Annotated in this window: 13 protein-coding genes; 6 read left to right on the top strand and 7 right to left on the bottom strand. The window is 39.9% G+C overall.

Annotated features, from left to right (window positions below; all coding sequences use genetic code 11):
• Window positions 1–26 precede the first annotated feature (26 nt).
• From LEPBI_RS15655 to LEPBI_RS15635, 5 genes are all read left to right on the top strand, one after another.
• Window positions 27–848 carry a lysophospholipid acyltransferase family protein gene (locus tag LEPBI_RS15655; RefSeq protein WP_012476435.1) on the top strand — a complete coding sequence of 274 codons (822 nt, stop codon included), beginning with the start codon at window positions 27–29 and terminating at the stop codon, window positions 846–848.
• Between the two features lie 103 nt (window positions 849–951).
• A complete protein-coding gene (locus LEPBI_RS15650) occupies window positions 952–4326 on the top strand; it encodes a methylmalonyl-CoA mutase family protein (RefSeq protein ID WP_012476434.1) in 3375 nt (1124 codons plus the stop codon).
• 38 nt (window positions 4327–4364) lie between these two features.
• Window positions 4365–6065 carry a hypothetical protein gene (locus LEPBI_RS15645; RefSeq protein WP_012390116.1) on the top strand — a complete coding sequence of 567 codons (1701 nt, stop codon included), beginning with the start codon at window positions 4365–4367 and terminating at the stop codon, window positions 6063–6065.
• 187 nt (window positions 6066–6252) lie between these two features.
• Window positions 6253–6816 carry a hypothetical protein gene (locus LEPBI_RS15640; protein WP_012390115.1) on the top strand — a complete coding sequence of 188 codons (564 nt, stop codon included), beginning with the start codon at window positions 6253–6255 and terminating at the stop codon, window positions 6814–6816.
• On the top strand, window positions 6813–9266 hold the full coding sequence (locus LEPBI_RS15635) for a C1 family peptidase (protein ID WP_012390114.1): 2454 nt from the start codon (window positions 6813–6815) through the stop codon (window positions 9264–9266). Before LEPBI_RS15640 ends, LEPBI_RS15635 begins: the two co-directional genes overlap by 4 nt.
• Window positions 9267–9309: 43 nt before the next feature.
• Here the strand turns inward: LEPBI_RS15635 and LEPBI_RS15630 are convergent, their stop codons facing one another.
• The 5 genes from LEPBI_RS15630 to gcvT form a co-directional block, all read right to left on the bottom strand.
• Complete coding sequence (locus LEPBI_RS15630; protein ID WP_041769905.1) at window positions 9310–10086, bottom strand: c-type cytochrome; 777 nt, start codon at window positions 10084–10086, stop codon at window positions 9310–9312.
• A 317-nt stretch (window positions 10087–10403) separates the two neighbouring features.
• The gene (locus tag LEPBI_RS15620; protein ID WP_012390112.1) at window positions 10404–10730 is read right to left on the bottom strand and encodes a (2Fe-2S) ferredoxin domain-containing protein; all 327 of its coding nucleotides are present in this window, start codon (window positions 10728–10730) and stop codon (window positions 10404–10406) included.
• Between the two features lie 15 nt (window positions 10731–10745).
• On the bottom strand, window positions 10746–13661 hold the full coding sequence (gene gcvP / locus LEPBI_RS15615; RefSeq protein ID WP_049756017.1) for an aminomethyl-transferring glycine dehydrogenase: 2916 nt from the start codon (window positions 13659–13661) through the stop codon (window positions 10746–10748).
• Window positions 13662–13677: 16 nt separating this feature from the next.
• Complete coding sequence (gcvH, locus tag LEPBI_RS15610; protein ID WP_012390110.1) at window positions 13678–14070, bottom strand: glycine cleavage system protein GcvH; 393 nt, start codon at window positions 14068–14070, stop codon at window positions 13678–13680.
• A 15-nt stretch (window positions 14071–14085) separates the two neighbouring features.
• On the bottom strand, window positions 14086–15198 hold the full coding sequence (gene gcvT, locus LEPBI_RS15605; RefSeq protein WP_012390109.1) for a glycine cleavage system aminomethyltransferase GcvT: 1113 nt from the start codon (window positions 15196–15198) through the stop codon (window positions 14086–14088).
• 77 nt (window positions 15199–15275) lie between these two features.
• On the opposite strand from gcvT, the gene LEPBI_RS15600 reads away from it, so the two are divergent.
• Window positions 15276–16295, top strand: coding sequence for a synaptic vesicle VAT-1 family membrane protein (locus LEPBI_RS15600; protein WP_012390108.1), 1020 nt, complete (start codon window positions 15276–15278; stop codon window positions 16293–16295).
• Between the two features lie 137 nt (window positions 16296–16432).
• On the opposite strand, the gene LEPBI_RS19165 is transcribed toward LEPBI_RS15600, so the two are convergent.
• Window positions 16433–16603 carry a hypothetical protein gene (locus LEPBI_RS19165; protein ID WP_002988387.1) on the bottom strand — a complete coding sequence of 57 codons (171 nt, stop codon included), beginning with the start codon at window positions 16601–16603 and terminating at the stop codon, window positions 16433–16435.
• Window positions 16604–16628: 25 nt separating this feature from the next.
• Window positions 16629–17210 (bottom strand): hypothetical protein, encoded by a 582-nt coding sequence (locus tag LEPBI_RS15595; protein WP_012390107.1) that lies wholly within the window; start codon window positions 17208–17210, stop codon window positions 16629–16631.
• Window positions 17211–17215: the final 5 nt, after the last annotated feature.

The raw sequence follows: 17215 nt of genomic DNA, 5'->3' as shown, positions 1-17215 counted from the left end.
TTTATTTTGAAATATGTGATGTTTCTATGGAATCGAACCAAAATCCCGCTGATATTCTCGAAAGTTTGTTTGTAATCCCTCGTGAGGTGCCAAAAACCATCCTCCGTAACCTTCTCGAGCTCATTTATGATGTCAAAGTGGCTGGATCTGAAAATATCCCGGAGTCGGGTGGGGCGCTCATCATTTCGAATCATACGGATTATTTGGACATTCCTGTCCAAGGTGCTTTTGCCGATCGTAAAATTGTGTATTTGGGAAAATATGAACTCTTCCACCCACAAGAAGAGATCATGGCCATCTTAAACCACAAAAACTCACCATTCCATTACCCTCCTTTGAGTCTCACAAAACCCATCATCGAAGTTTTGTTAAATTCTCTGGGAAGCGTGGTGAAAAAAAACCTAATCAATTGGGGGAGTATGCCCATCATCCGCAATGCAGCCAAAGAATCTGAAATGGACAAACGTGCAGCGATGGACTACTATGAAAAATTAGAAACTTATATGGTGGACCTCATGAAAGAGGGGGAACTGCTTTCCATCTATCCGGAAGGTTCTCGCTCCGAAACGGGGGAGTTGCAATCGTTCCGAGCGATGGCAGCAAAACTTGCCATCCGGGCTGGTGTCCCGATCATTCCTTCTGGGATTGTGGGAGCGACCAATATGTCTAAACCGAAAGCCTTCCTTACGGGTGACGCTTTTAAAACCAAGATCCGTTACCAAATTGGCAAACCCATCCCACCTTCCGAGTTTCCGACAGGCCCTGAGAAAAAAGCGGCAAAGGAACTGACAGAAATGTTAGAAAATCGCGTTCGAGAGTTGATGAAACAGGCAGAATCCATCCTTTAAGCTAGACCTTTTTTTAAAAATATGGCATGATCGGAGAAGTTATGTCAATCTCGTCACATTTTCCAATTGAATCCCTACCCGTGCTCTTAGAACGTTGTTCTCTATGAGCACCGAAATTTTGACCTACACCCCGCAGAACAAAATCCGCTTTGTGACGGCGGCTTCTCTTTTTGACGGACACGATGCTTCCATCAATATCATGCGCCGGATCCTACAACAAAGTGGGGTCGAGGTGATCCACTTAGGTCACAATCGAAGTGTACAAGAGATTGTCCAATGTGCCATCCAAGAAGATGTACAAGGGATTGCAATCACCAGTTACCAAGGTGGGCACGTAGAATACTTCCAATACATGATTGATCTTTTGAAACAAGAAGGTGCAAGCCACATACGAGTGTTTGGTGGCGGGGGAGGGACAATTTTACCTTCAGAGATTCAAGTTTTACACAATTATGGTGTGGCCCATATTTATTCTCCAGACGAAGGAAGAACCCTTGGATTACAAGGGATGATCAATGATGTTGTGAAACAATCCGATTTTCCAACTCCACTTTCGTTTAACGGCGATTTGTCGTCACATATCCAAAAGAAAAACTATTTAGCCTTGGGGCAAGCCATCACTCAGATGGAATTTTCTCTCTTACAAGAAAAAACGAAATATACAATCAATTTTGATTTTCCCACTCCTAAAAAAACAATCCCTGTTCTTGGGATCACTGGTACTGGTGGTGCCGGCAAATCTTCGTTAACCGATGAACTGGTCCGTAGGTATTTGGATGATTTTCCAAACCAAACCATTGCGATCCTTTCTGTGGATCCTTCCAAACGAAAAACGGGTGGAGCACTGCTTGGTGACCGGATTCGGATGAATTCGATTTTTAATGAGAGGGTGTACATGCGTTCGTTTGCGACGAGAGAGGCAAATATTGCTCTCAATCGGAGTGTAAAAGGTGCGATTCAAATTTTAAAATCAGCAGGTTATGATCTCATCATCGTGGAAACGGCAGGGATTGGACAAAGTGATTCTGAAATCACGGAAGTAGCCGATGTTTCGTTGTACGTGATGACACCTGAATACGGTGCTGCCACTCAATTAGAAAAAATTGATATGATCGATTATGCAGATGTAATTTCGATCAATAAATTTGATAAACGGGGAGCACTCGATGCCTTACGTGATGTGAAAAAACAATACCAACGATCCCGAAATTTATTCAATGATCCGATCGATGCCATGCCTGTGTTTGGAACCATTGCCTCCCAATTCCAAGATGCTGGCACTGATGAACTGTATGCTCACCTGATTGGTGTAGTGATTCAAAAAACAAATTTGGATTGGAAATCGAAATACCAAAAACATCAAAAAGGTAGAGAAGCATCCGTTGTCCTACCTCCGGATAGGGTTCGTTACCTTACCGAAATCAAAGAAGAAATTGATCGTAATGCAGAATGGATCAAAAACGAAGCTGAAAGAGCAAGAGCCGCCTACCAACTGAAAGGTGCCATTTCATTCCTTTCAAAAAAAGGAAAAGTGGTAACAGACTTAGAATCCGAATACCAATTGGTTTGGAATTCTTTATCTCTGGATTCAAAAAAGATCCTGGATACTTGGTCGGATACCATTGCATCGTTTCGTAAGGAACAATATTCTTATTTTGTTCGTGGTAAAGAGATCAAAGTCGATAATTATACCGTTTCCTTGAGCCATTTAAAAATTCCGAAAATTGCCACTCCTCGTTTTGTCGATTGGGGTGATATTTTAGAATGGTCATACCAAGAAAATTTCCCAGGATTTTTTCCGTATACGGCAGGAGTGTATCCATACAAACGAAGTGGCGAAGACCCAACTCGTATGTTTGCGGGAGAAGGTGGACCAGAAAGAACCAATCGAAGGTTTCATTATCTCAGTTCTGGAATGCCCGCAAAACGTCTGTCAACTGCATTTGACTCAGTGACTTTATACGGCGAGGATCCTGACATCCGACCCGATATCTATGGAAAAATTGGAAATTCTGGTGTCAACGTAGCAACGTTAGATGATGCAAAAAAACTGTATTCCGGTTTTGATTTATGTGATCCTACCACTTCTGTTTCGATGACAATCAATGGACCGGCGCCTATGGTACTTGCTTTTTTTCTGAATGCGGCCATCGACCAAACTTGTGAAAAGTACATTCGTTCTGAAGGGAAAACCGAAGAGATCCAATCCAAAATCAAAGAGATTTTCGAAGCAAAAGGTATCGCTAAACCAAAGTTTGATGGCACGCTGCCAGAATCCAACGATGGATTGGGTCTTTTGTTACTTGGTGTGACAGGAGACGATGTACTTCCAAAAGAAACCTATGAAAAATTAAAAAAAGAAGCTCTTTCCCAAGTGAGAGGAACTGTACAAGCAGATATCTTAAAAGAAGACCAAGCTCAAAATACTTGTATTTTCTCCACCGAATTTGCGTTAAAGATGATGGGAGATATCCAACACTACTTCATCCAAAACCAAGTCAGAAATTTTTATTCTGTATCGATCAGTGGTTATCATATTGCAGAAGCTGGTGCCAATCCAATCACACAAGTTGCTTTTACTTTGGCCAATGGATTTACGTATGTAGAATACTACCTTAGCCGTGGCATGGATATCAACGAGTTTGCTCCCAATTTATCCTTTTTCTTTTCCAATGGAATTGATCCTGAGTATTCTGTGATTGGGCGTGTGGCTCGTCGTATTTGGGCAAAAGCAATGAAATTCAAATACCGAGCCAATGAACGCTCTCAAATGTTAAAATACCATATCCAAACGTCTGGTAGATCACTTCACTCGCAAGAAATTGATTTTAATGATATTAGAACCACATTGCAGGCGTTATATGCAATTTATGACAACTGTAATTCATTACATACAAATGCCTATGATGAAGCGATCACAACTCCGACGGAAGAATCAGTTCGCCGTGCAGTTGCAATTCAGCTCATCATCAATCGTGAGTTAGGTTTAGCAAAAAATGAAAACCCACTCCAAGGTGCTTTTATCATTGAAGAATTAACCAATTTGGTTGAAGAAGCAATCCTCACCGAATTCAATCGATTGACGGAACGTGGAGGTGTACTTGGGGCCATGGAACGGATGTACCAAAGGAATAAAATCCAAGAAGAGTCCTTACATTATGAAACCTTAAAACATACTGGTGAATATCCGATCATTGGAGTGAATACCTTCCTCAATCGAAACGGTTCACCTACTGTCATTCCTTCGGAAGTGATTCGTTCGACTGATGAAGAAAAACAACAACAAATCGGGAATTTAAAGGCCTTTCAAAAAACAAACGCTTCCAAAACAGAAATTGCGATCACAAAATTAAAACAAGTGGCTCGTGCCAAAGAAAATATCTTTCAAGAGTTACTGGAAACAGTGAAAGTGGCGTCGTTAGGTCAGATCTCTCATGCCTTGTATGAAGTGGGAGGCCAGTACCGCCGCAATATGTAGTAAGGATAGGGTAAAATAAATTTACCCTTGGTAAAATTATGATTTCCTGGGATTTGATCAAAAAACACAAGTTGGGAATTCCACTTTTATGGGACATCACTATGGTGTTTGTCGTCCTTGGAAACTTAGCTCTCATTATTTTTGATCTGAGTTATTTGAGCTTAAGACCTTTTTATTTTCACAAATTTCCAAACATCCTTTCGATGTATGACAAACCCATTTTAGGGATCGAACCTCATCGGACTACAACAGCTTACACCGATTTGGTGGATAATCTAAAATATCTCACACAACTTCGCGATGATGAGTTTCGGGAATCCCAAAGAAAAAAAACAAGAGAAGAGATTTATGAAACACTCAAAACACTTAAATCGCAAGTCACCAATGAAAAATTTGATGTTTTATATGTAAGTTTTGAATTTGCCCTTCAAATTGAAGATGTGCAATCGAGAAGGAAAAAGGTAGAAGAGATCCTCGGCCAATTGAATGAATTTTTTAGTGTGATGGAAGAAACAGATGAAATCACAACACTTGGGGAACTTTCAGAACAATATGCATTTATCAATCGGTTGAGCATTGAAACAAACGAAGCCAAAGAAATTTTGGGCATCATTCAAAAAATGGACAAACGGATGTTAGAAATTGTCGAAACCAATCCATTTGCCATGTCAGGACAAACTCAATTTTTATCAGAGATCCAAACTGGAATCAAACACGAGTACCAAACCCATAAAACAAAAGCTCGTGATTTAAAACTAAGGCAGGAGCTCGATCCTATCCTAGGTCGTGATCGGATTCCTTCGACCGTTGTTGCGTTTGCTTGGTTTTGGAGGGATCAAAATAGATCCCTAGAACAAAAAATAGAATTTTTTAACAATCATTTTAGAGAATCTTTTGCTCTCAATTATTACCGTGCCATTTCTTCTGATGGTACACCAGTAAACAACTATTTGTTGTTAGATGCTCCATTTCTATTTTTCTTTTTGGCTGAGTTTGTCTTAAGTTGGTTACTCGCCATCAAAAACAAAGTCTACATCGCTTGGTTTTTATATCCCATTTACCATTGGTATGATGTATTAGGTCTCATCCCCATTGTTGAATTTCGTTTCTTTCGTTTGGTTCGGGTATATAAAATTTATTTAATGTTACAAACCAATCAGTTCACTAAAATTTTAGGGAATGATTTGATTAGTAAAACACTTCGATATTATTCCAATATCATCAAAGAAGAAATTTCCGATATTGTCACGATCCAAATTTTAACGGAGATGCAGAATGAAGTTCGTTCTGGGAATTCACTCGACCAACTAGTCAACGCCATTGACCAAAACCGAGCTGAGTTAAAAAAAGTTGCCATCAAAAACATAGCAAAGTCAGCACAAAACCCAAATCTTCAAGCCTTGATCCAAAATTTGGTGACAGAAGTTTCAGAACGGGTATCGGCCAACATGAAACCAATTTCATTGCTTCCTAGAGAGATGCAGGCCAATCTAACCAAACAAATCAGTTTGACCATTTATACTGCGATTTCTCAGGCAACGGTTGCAATGGCAACAGATCCTTCAGGACGCAAGTCCATTGAAAACCTAATCGATTATTTAATTGATGAGATGATCCTTGTGGCTGAGGACCCAGATATGATCAAACTCAATACGAATATTTCTGTGGCTCTCATTGAAAACATGAAGAAGTCGATAGGTGAGAAAAAATGGTTAAAATCAGAGATTGCAAGTAGTTGAAAGGTTTCCCATTTTTCCTTTTCCATTTCTATAATTCTTTTTTAGGTTCCATTTGATTGACTGAAACGCTGTTTTTCCTTGAAAAATGTCTTGTCTTCTTTTGGAAACAAGATGAAATCATTCCACTTTGAGATTCTTTGTAAAGATATTTCTATCTTTGTGTTTATGGTTATCACTCGGAGGAGAAATGGTGGCAAATCCAAAGACTTCGGATACAAAAGATAAATCTGTTTCCAAAGATTCCAAAACAAAGATCCAAACCTCCTATGCCAAAAATAGAAAATTGAAAACGAGTTCCGTGGTTACTTCCTCTTCTGCTGCCTTACCACCGATCATTCTAAAAAATCATAAGGGAAATTGGAAACCTCTGGAGTTACTATGGGAAGAAAGTTCAGGAGCCGTTGCGCCAGAATTTCGTTATGCAAAAAAATATCTTCTGATTACAGACACTAAAAAAATTTACCTAACAAGAAGAGTCATCAAAAATGGAAAATTGGTTTTAGATGAAACAAAAGAAATCCAACCAAAAATGTATCAAAAATGGATGATTGCTCTTTTTGAAAAAGGGATCCATCAGTTGCCAATGGAAGAAATTCCTGAGGAACAAGTCACTGGGATTAGTTATAATTTTGTAACATTCCGATTTAGTTCCACCAAATCGAAGTTTTATTATCAATTAGATGAAATCAACCAACCAAATTGGGAAAAGAAAAAAGAAATAATAGATTATATAGAAAGGATGAAACCATGAATCTAAAACTAAAAACAATATTACTCGGAATTGTATTGATCTCATTCCATACAATTGTTGCAGAAGAATTTGATCCCAGTAGTGTACGTTCACCGGGATGTAAACCAGGCACTTTCTCTTGTGGTTATATCCCAAGTCCGAAAGAAGTACAAGATTCGATTCCTCTCAAACGAGATTTTAATTCTTTTGAAGACCTTCCTTCTTCTATTGATTTGTCTTCGCAGATGCCACCTGTCGGAAACCAAGGTAGGCAAAATAGTTGTGTTGCCTGGGCAACAGGATATGCGATTAAGTCTTATCTTTTAAAAAATAAAGGTCAAAGCACAGAATATGATCCGCCATTTGCTGGAGGAAAAGGAAACTTTGTGTTTTCACCTGCGTTTATCTACAACCAACAAAATGGTGGAGAAGACAAAGGTTTGTACTACTACAAAACGATGGAATTCTTAAAGTCAAACGGTGTGGCTCCGTGGAGTGCCATGCCATACACGGATAAAGATTATCTTTCGCAACCGTCACAAGAATCAAAACGGGAAGCCTTGAAATATAAAATTAAATCCTTTTCTAGATTGAACTTTAAAAACCCGGACGAAATCAAACGAGTATTAGCTGGTAAAAATGTAGTCATGGTCGGAATGATCATTGATGATGCATTTTATAAACTAAAAGGGAGTGCCGTTTACGATGCCAATGGAGGCCAAAGTTATGGTGGTCATGCCATGACAATTGTAGGATATGATGATAACAAAAAATCCAAATCTGGTAAAAAAGGTGCTTTTAAATTACAAAATTCTTGGGGAACCAATTGGGGTGACAAAGGATTCGGTTGGGTATCGTACTCGATCCTCGCAAAAGTAGGGCAAGAGACATACGCCATCATTGATGAACCAGCTCCTCAAAATACGCAATCACCTACTGTGAGTGTGAGCCCAACCAAAAAACCGATCCTTCCTCCTTCTGAGATCAAAGTTTCAAAAGGTGAGTTTGATACGAAAATTTTACTCACTTGGAACCACCAAGAGTCGGCAGTGGCTTATTTAATCCAAAGGAAAGAAGAATCTGATTTTTTTGATTTAGCATATTCTGACAAACCAAGTTTTACCGATTTAGCTGTATCACCTAACTCTACTTATGGGTATCGAATTTTAGCAATTGGAGCGGAAGAAGTTTCAGTTGCTTCGATGGAAGTGGAGGGATTTACTTCTTCTGATTCTAACAATGTTGGGAACGTGACTCAAGTGGTAGGACTCTCTGGAATCGTTTTTTCATCTGGGAATACAACAAGTGTGCAATTGACATGGTCCGAAATTGACGGAGCCACAAACTATTCTATTGCAAAAGCCGACTCATCATTCCAGTGGAAAACTATTGGGAATAGCAAATCAGCTGATTATGTAGATGTTTCTCCAAAATCAGGTGAAGTGAATTATTACAAAGTGAGTGCAGTTTTGGGTTCAAAACTTAGCTCCGATTGGAGCGACTCCATTGCTGTAGAAGTTGCCAATCAAAATTTATTACCCAACCAAGTGAGTCAACTTTCTGCAACAAACGGAGATTATGCGAATAAAATCCAATTGAATTGGAAAGCTGCACCTGGTGCGAAACAATATTTTTTATTTCGATTTGATGAAAATGCAGAGCCTTCTGGTCAATTTGAAGTCGCTGGTACTTCCTATACAGATTCGGATACCACGATTCAAAATGGAAAATCATATATTTATACGGTCATTTCTGCAAATGACATGGGTTATGCGGAACCAAGTGAAGTGGCATTTGGAAAAACAGACCCTGGATTGACCAAACGGGCAGGAGGAGTCACACTCGCGGCCCCGAAACAAGTTGTTTCGAATCCAGTAGGAAAGGATAAACAAGTGTCTTTGAAATGGGATGCGGTGAAGGATAGTTTTGAATATTATATTTATCGAAAGCCGATCCAAAATGGGAAACCAGGTAAAATCGAATTTGTGTCGAGTGTAGAAGGTAAAAAAACTAATTTTACAGAATCATTCCCTGGAAAATCGGGAGATTTATTTTTATATTCGGTTCGGTCTAAATCCGAATTTGGATCTGAATCTAAAGATTCCAATTTTGTATCTGTTTTTTGGAATGAGCCAAAACCATTCGTGAAAAAACGAGCCATGTCTTTAGAAGAACTTCCATCAACGTTTTCTGGGAAATGGACTTCTATGTATTGGAATCCTAAACTTGGACCTCAAAATTTACAAATGGAAATCCAAGGGAATGGTCAGGATTTTGTCGCAAAATTAAAGTTAAATGACAAAGAGATCAAACAATTTTCTGGTTCTTGGACACCTGGAAGTAAAATGATCAAAACAAAAGGTTTTAGTTTGGAACTCTCAAATGTTCTGGATGGGAATTCAATTGTGCAGTTCCAATCCATTAAAGAAATTGAGAATGGAGTGGAACTGAGTTTCGAAAAAGAAAATTAGAAGGGCAACTTTTTCACATCGCAAAAGGGTTACTTGGGTGTATTTAAATTGATTGCAAATACATCCAAAGTGCCTTTAATTCTATGTCCGTAAGTTTTGCCAAACTTTGCCAAGGCATTGGAAATTTCATTTCAGATCCATCGGGACGTTTGCCTGTTCGGATGGATTGGATAAAAGTGGTTTCTGTATATTGAGAAAGTCCCACCTTAGTAATGTTTTGTGCTGGTGGCCATTCGGGAGGTGCTCCTTGGATGGGTCCACCAACTAACTTCATTCCATGACAACCTGTGCAAGTTGCCGCAACATACTTACCATATTCTAATGAGACTGTTGGTTTTAGATTTTGGAGGTGGTTTGTCTCGTGGATGATCTGCTCAGCTGAAACTAAGATAGGTATCTCACCAATCAAAAACAAAAATCTACCCAGTGGACCAGGATTGATCTCACCTTGTTCTTTATCAATTGACGGCATGGAGCGAAGATAAGAGACCAGTTTGCCGATATCTTCGTTTGTCATCCCTTGGAAATCAGTTGATGGCATAAAAATGAGTGCACGACCATTTTTTCCAACACCATGACGAATGGCGATTGCTAACTCTTCATCACTCCGATCTCTGAGTATCCCACCGATACCAGCTGTTAAGTTTGCTCCAGAGATTGTCCCGATGGCAGGGTCACTGATGAAGGTTTTGCCACTTCCATCAACATCATGACAATCTCCACAACCACGTGATTGGTAGAGGCGCTTTCCTTCCGTAAGGTCCTCTTTGGAAATGAATTTGGGAATTGGGGTTGGGTTCACTGCAAACGTTTGTCCCATGCGAGAGTTACTAAGTACGTAGATAGCGGATACGAACACAGTAAGTAGTAGGATTAGGGTGACAAAAAAGATAAGAAGGGTTCGGGAAATTTTTTTCATTGGTGGAGGAATTGGAATGGAAGTGGGGATTTGGTCAAGTGGGATTTGGAGGGAAATGTGGGTACACTCCCCCCACCCTGATCAATGGGTGGGGTTATCCACCCGCCACCCATTGACGCCAACTTACCACAAAACCACTCGGTTGACGAACCATTCCCCAAAACCAAAAAAAAATTCCTAACAAAAGTTCATGTTAGGTGTGCATTGTGTTCTGGTTTTTAGAGAACTTTGTCATCAGATACAATCAGATGTTGGTACTTCTCTGGTTGGTTAGTTTTTAGATAGTATTCTAAAATGATATCGACATCGGCTTCTGTTTTCATGGCAAACCATATGCCCTCTGGATAGGAAACTTGGATGGGCCCCAATTCACAACGATCCAAACAACCAGATTTTTGGACTCGGAATTTGTATTCGATTCCAGCTTTTGCTGCTTTTTGTTTTAATAATTTAAGGAGTTCGATGGAACCTTGGTTCCCACAAGACACCCGTTCGCCGGGTGCCCTTTGGTTTTCACAGACAAAAACATGTTTTTCGTAAAACATAAATTGGTTTGTCTCTTAAGAAACGACGTAGTTTTCCATTGGGATACAAGAACAAACTAAATTTCGGTCTCCATACACATTGTCCACACGTCCTACACTTGGCCAAAATTTACGAGTTCGTAACCAAGGTAAAGGGTACGCCGCCCGTTCTCTTGGATACGTATGTTTCCATGAGTCGCTAATCACCATGTCGGCTGTATGAGGTGAGTTCTTCAGTGGGTTATCTTCTTTGGAAAGAACACCTGACTCAATGTCCTTAATTTCAAGAGCGATGGATAACATCGAATCAATGAAACGATCCAATTCATCTTTCGATTCTGATTCTGTTGGTTCTACCATTAAGGTTCCTGGAACTGGAAATGACATGGTAGGTGAGTGGAAACCATAGTCAATGAGTCGTTTGGCGATATCTTCCACTTCGATCCCACTTGTTTTTTTGAAACCACGCATATCAAGGATACATTCGTGGGCAACAAGTCCTTTGTTTCCTTTGTATAACACAGGGAATGCGGATTCTAGTTTTTTGGCAATGTAGTTGGCATTCAGGATGGCAATTTTTGTTGCATATCGAAGTCCATCAAATCCGAGCATCGCAATGTATGCCCAAGAGATCACGATAATGGATGCTGATCCCCATGGAGCTGCAGAGACGGCCCACTGGCTATTATTGGATCCATTTTCCACTAAGCTATGGCCTGGAAGGAAAGGTGCTAAGTGTTCGGCAACGCCAATGGGACCCACACCAGGTCCACCACCACCGTGAGGGATACAAAACGTTTTGTGTAAGTTCAAATGGCAAACATCAGCACCAATGTCACCAGGTCGTGTCAATCCAACCTGTGCATTCATATTGGCTCCATCCATGTACACTTGTCCACCGTTGTCATGAATGGTTTGGCAAATTTCTTTGATGGAAGCTTCAAACACACCATGTGTGGATGGATAGGTTACCATTAAGGCACCTAACTTGTCTTTGTATTCAATGGCTTTTTTCTTTAAGTCTTCGACATCAATGTTTCCATTGATATCACAATTCACAGGAACCACTTTGAAACCAGCCATCACGGCAGAGGCAGGGTTTGTGCCATGAGCAGAAATTGGGATGAGACAAATGTCTCTATGCATATCATTTCGGCTTTGGTGGTAATTGCGAATTGCCAGTAATCCAGCATATTCTCCTTGCGAACCTGCGTTCGGTTGGAGTGAAACTTCTGCAAATCCTGTGATTTCACATAACCATTTTTCCAATTGGCTAAACAAAGTTCTGTACCCTTCTGTTTGGTTTTCGGGAACAAAAGGATGGATGTTGGAAAGTTCTGGCCAAGTGACAGGATACATCTCAGTCGATGCATTGAGTTTCATCGTACAAGAACCAAGCGCAATCATGGATGTGGTTAAGGATAAGTCTTTTGATTCCAGTCTACGAATGTAACGTAACATTTCTGTTTCTGTATGGAAACTGTTGAAAACGGGATGTGTTAAATACGTTGACTTTCTCTCGAGTAACTCAGGAATTTTCCATTCTTCTTTTGCAGTAAGGTCTTCTAATGGAAAATGAAGAGATTTGTTTTCGTTGAATACTTCGAGTAAATCTTTGATGTCTTTTAAGTTGGTAGTTTCATCCAAAGAAATACTGATGACGTGACCAGAAACTTGTCTGATATTGATTTCTCTTTCTTCTGCATAATGGATGATTTCCGCAGAGGAAATTTTGGACAATTCCACACGAATCGTATCAAAGTATGGATTGGAAATGATTTTATATCCTAACTTTTCAAGCCCCGTCGCAAGGATGGTTGTCATTCTATGTACACGGGATGCAATTTGTTTGAGGCCTTTTGGTCCATGGTAAACTGCATACATGGATGATAGTACTGCGAGTAAGACTTGCGCAGTACAGATGTTCGATGTTGCTTTGTCACGGCGAATGTGTTGTTCGCGTGTTTGTAAACTCAAGCGGTAACCAGGTTTCCCTTGTGAATCTTTGGATACTCCGATGAGCCTACCAGGCATATTACGTTTGTATTCTTCTTTGGTTGCAAAATAACCCGCATGTGGGCCACCAAAACCAAGTGGTAATCCAAATCTTTGTGTGGTTCCTACTACCACGTCTGCATTCATCTCGCCTGGTGCTTTGAGAATGGTCAGAGCAAGTAAGTCCGCCGCAACAACTGTTTTGGCTCCTACCTTATGCAGGCTTTCAATGAATTCGCTAAAATCATAAATGGTTCCATCCGTGGATGGGTATTGGACAATCGCTCCAAAAAAATCATTGGAGGGCACCATCTTTTTGAATGATCCCACAACAATATTGATCCCCAGCGGAATGGCCCGTGTACGAATCACATCTAAGGTTTGCGGGTGAATCGACTGTGAAACAAAAAATGATTTTCCTTGAGCATCATCTTTCAAGGAAAACAACATATTCATTGCTTCCGCTGCCGCTGTCCCTTCATCGAGAAGTGATGCATTCGCAATTTCCATTCCCGTAAGATCAGTGATCATGGTTTGGAAGTTGATAAGAGCTTCCATACGTCCTTGGGCAATCTCTGCTTGGTAAGGAGTGTATGCGGTGTACCAACCTGGATTTTCTAAAATATTCCTTTGGATCACAGGGGGAGTGATACAAGAATAGTAACCAAGACCTAAGTAAGATCTGTAGATTTTGTTTTTCGAAACAATCTTCTTTAATTCTTTTTGGAGTGCATATTCACCAATTGGTTTTGGTAAATCGAGTTCCTTACGCAACCGAATGTTTTCGGGTACTGCATCATTGATGAGATCATCCAACTCCTTGTATCCAATCGTAGAAAGCATTTCAGAAACAGTTGTTTCTGTCACACCAACATGACGGCGAAGGAAGGTATCACTTGGTTCAAGTGTTTCTTCGTAAGGGGAATGGATCGGTGATGTAGGTTGTACGGAACTCACTTGCAAATAACTCCTATTAATCCAATTTCGAAACGTATTCTTTGTATTGTGCAGCAGTTAATAAACCACCAAGCTCAGAGGTTTGGATGTTTTTTAATTTCACCATCCAAGTATCAAATGGTTCTGCGTTCACTGCTTGGGGATTGGAACCAAGTGTTGCATTGGTTTCGACCACTTCGCCAGAGATAGGGGAATACAAATCCTCGGCTGCTTTCACAGATTCAATGGTTCCAAGGCTATCTTTTGCTTTGATTTGTTTTCCAGGTTTTGGAAGGTCGATGAAAACAATGTCACCTAATGCGTTTTGTGCGAAATCCGTGATTCCAATAAGAGCCACATCGCCCTCTACCTTCACCCATTCGTGTTTTTCAGTATAATAATAACCGTCTTTTGCTTGTGTGTCTGCCATGGTTTTTTCCTTACATTAGCGATTGTTTCGGACACTGCCTTGGACAAAGGCACCAGTCTCTACTTTAGCCAATTTCTTCTGCCCACGAATCTCCACAAATACTTCCGTTTGGTTTTTTGCGAATTCGGTTTGGAGAATGGCAAGTCCCAAGGATTCTTTCCGGCTAGGGGAATGGGTTCCCGAGGTTGTTTTGCCAATTTCTTTCCCATCTGCTGCAAAAATAGGGAAATTTTCTCGTAGAACTCCTGGTTCCAAGAGGCGGACGCCAACGACTTTTGATTTGGGACCATTTTTTTTATCAGCGATGATGCGGTCATAACCGAGATAGGGTTTGGATTTTTCTTTGACGATGAAATTGATTCCGGATTCTACGGGTGTCCACTCTGCATTCAATTCATGTCCATACAAAGGATACTTGGCTTCGAGGCGGAGTGTGTCCCTTGCCCCAAGTCCAACTGGAACTAGACCAAAATCCTTTCCGATTTCGAGTAACTCTTTCCAAAGAGTCACACCAAGTGCATTGGAAGTATAAATTTCAAATCCATCTTCGCCCGTATAACCTGTGCGAGATACAATGATGGTCTCACCTCTCCAATTCATTTCTTCAAAATGATAATATAAAATGGAAGATAAATCTTTTCCTAAGTATTTTGTAAAGATTGCATCAGCTTTTGGACCTTGTAAGGCGATTTGGTGCCAATTTTTACTATCATTAGCAATCGAAACGTTTCCTTTCACATACTTAAGTAAATGTTGGGTCACTGCCTCGAAGTTGGATGCATTCGAACAAATCATATATTTTGTATCATTGAATTTATATACAGTGATATCATCCACGAGCCCACCCACTTCATTCACCACTGCATTGTATTGCACTTGGCCTTCTTTCATGGTAGAGATCGTATTACATGTTACAGATTCTAAAAAATCCAAAACATCATTGGCATCCCCAGTGACAAAAATTTCACCCATATGGGAAACATCGAAGATGCCTGCGTTTGCTCTTGTTGCCAAATGTTCTTGGATGATACCTGTATACTGAACGGGCATGTCCCATCCGCCGAAAGGAACCATCTTGGCTCCCATTTCTTTATGAATTGAGTGTAGGGGTGTTTGTTTTAGTTCCACGGTGTTCTCTTATGTAGACTCTTCTACCATAGAAAAATGGTTTCATCGTTATGGAATTGAATTTTTTTTAACCCATTATGCAAAGAGAAGTCTACCGCATTCACAAAACGGGATCCATCGATCATTTACAGCAAAAAAAAGAAATGTTGCGACCTCCCGAGAACGACGAGGTCACAGTTGAGGTAAGGGCCATCGGTCTTAACTTCGCTGATGTTTTTTCTGTTTATGGTTTGTACTCAGCAACACCGAAAGGGAGTTTCATTCCGGGATTAGAATTTTCAGGGAAAATCGTAAAAATAGGCCCAAATGTTAAGGATTTTGAAGTAGGAGACCAAGTTTTTGGTGTCACTCGGTTTGGTGCGTATGCAACTCATCTGAACATCTCAGAAAAAACAATCTTCACACTTCCAAAGGATTGGACGATGCAAGATGGTGCATCGTTTGCTGTGCAAGCACTCACTGCATACTATGCACTCATTCCACTTGGACAAGTGAAAGAAGGTGATCATGTATTGGTTCATAGCGCTGCAGGTGGTGTTGGAATCATGGCAGGTCATATCATTCAGAAAAAAAAAGCAATCGCGATCGGACTTGTAGGTGATTCCGTTAAGTTTTCGATCTTAAAAGAGGTTGGTTATGATTTTTTTCTCACTCGATCACCAAATTTTAAAGAAGAGATGCATAAAATTTTGAAGGGAGCACCATTAAAAATCGTTTTAGAATGTTTAGGTGGTCGTTATTTTCACGACAGTTATGATCTCTTAGCACCAATGGGAAGGCTTGTTACCTATGGTAGTGCTAACTTCACACCATCACATTCATTCCGAAATTGGTTTTCGATTGTTTATTCATACCTCACAAGACCAAAAATTGATCCGTTATCGATGATTTCAGACAATAAATCAGTATTGGGATTCAATTTAATATGGTTATGGAATGAAATTGATGAATTGAGAAAACATTTTTCGGAATTAATGATGTTATCTTTACCAAAACAAACGATTGGACATCAATTTTCATTCGATTCAATGCATGATGCACTCCGTACAATGCAAAGTGGACATACGATCGGTAAGATTGTTATCAATGTTCCGTAGAATGAGTATTAGCCTGTTTTTTTATTTTGAATAAAAATTCATGCAAAAAATAAAATTTCTTTACATTTAAAATGATCTGATTTAATTATGTCGTATCAATTCACTCTCTGTTTGCCAAGGACAGCCGTGTTTTGAAATCAAAAGATAAGGACGATCACAATGGTTGCTAAAAAGAAAGCCGCAAAAAAGAAAGCCGCTAAGAAAAAAGCTGCAAAGAAAAAATCTAAGAAATAACTTAGATTTGATTCTTCCTTCGAAACTATCGAAGTAAGATTGTGTAAACCCGCAAAACCTGCGGGTTTTTTCATTTATAGAGGTTTCATTCGGAAAAATTTACGCGATTGCCCTCGTAAAACCCCTTCTCGTCATTAAAAATCCTGATTTTCTCTCTGAATTCGCTCTTTCGATGCCAATGAATTGAAAATGATCCTTCTTATTGATCGAATCGAAGAGGGCTTTCATGAGTGATTCAATGTTAGGATGGATCACATTCTTATAACTTTTTCTCGCATGATCCTTTCCCCAAATTTCTAAATGGTCATTGTCAGGCATTTTGAGGATGAGAGAAGGCAAATCATATCGTTTGATGAGAACATTACACACTTCTTCGAATCCATACTCTGTGATGGAATTAAAATCGAAAAAAACAAGTAGATAGAGGATGTTAGTGGGTTCGAGCCTTCCGTTTTCATCGGAAATTTTTTGGATCCCATCGAGGACAACGTAACGAAGATTTTTCGTTTGGATCCATAATTTTTGGTCTTCGTGTCGTTTTAGATTCACTTCTTCCGAAAACCGCTTCTGGAATACGGTAGAGAGGAAAAATCCAGCGGAATCTTGTCTTTCTTCGAGGATTCTTTCTAAAGAAAAGGGTTCAAACTCTAAATTGAAGTACTTTGTATACGTCTCTGCCATATCAT

Origin of the sequence: Leptospira biflexa serovar Patoc strain 'Patoc 1 (Paris)' (assembly GCF_000017685.1) — a bacterium.
Classification (GTDB): Bacteria; Spirochaetota; Leptospiria; order Leptospirales; family Leptospiraceae; genus Leptospira_A; species Leptospira_A biflexa.
The sequence above is the reverse complement of the archived record's forward strand: the minus strand, read 5'-3'. Positions and strand labels throughout refer to the sequence as shown.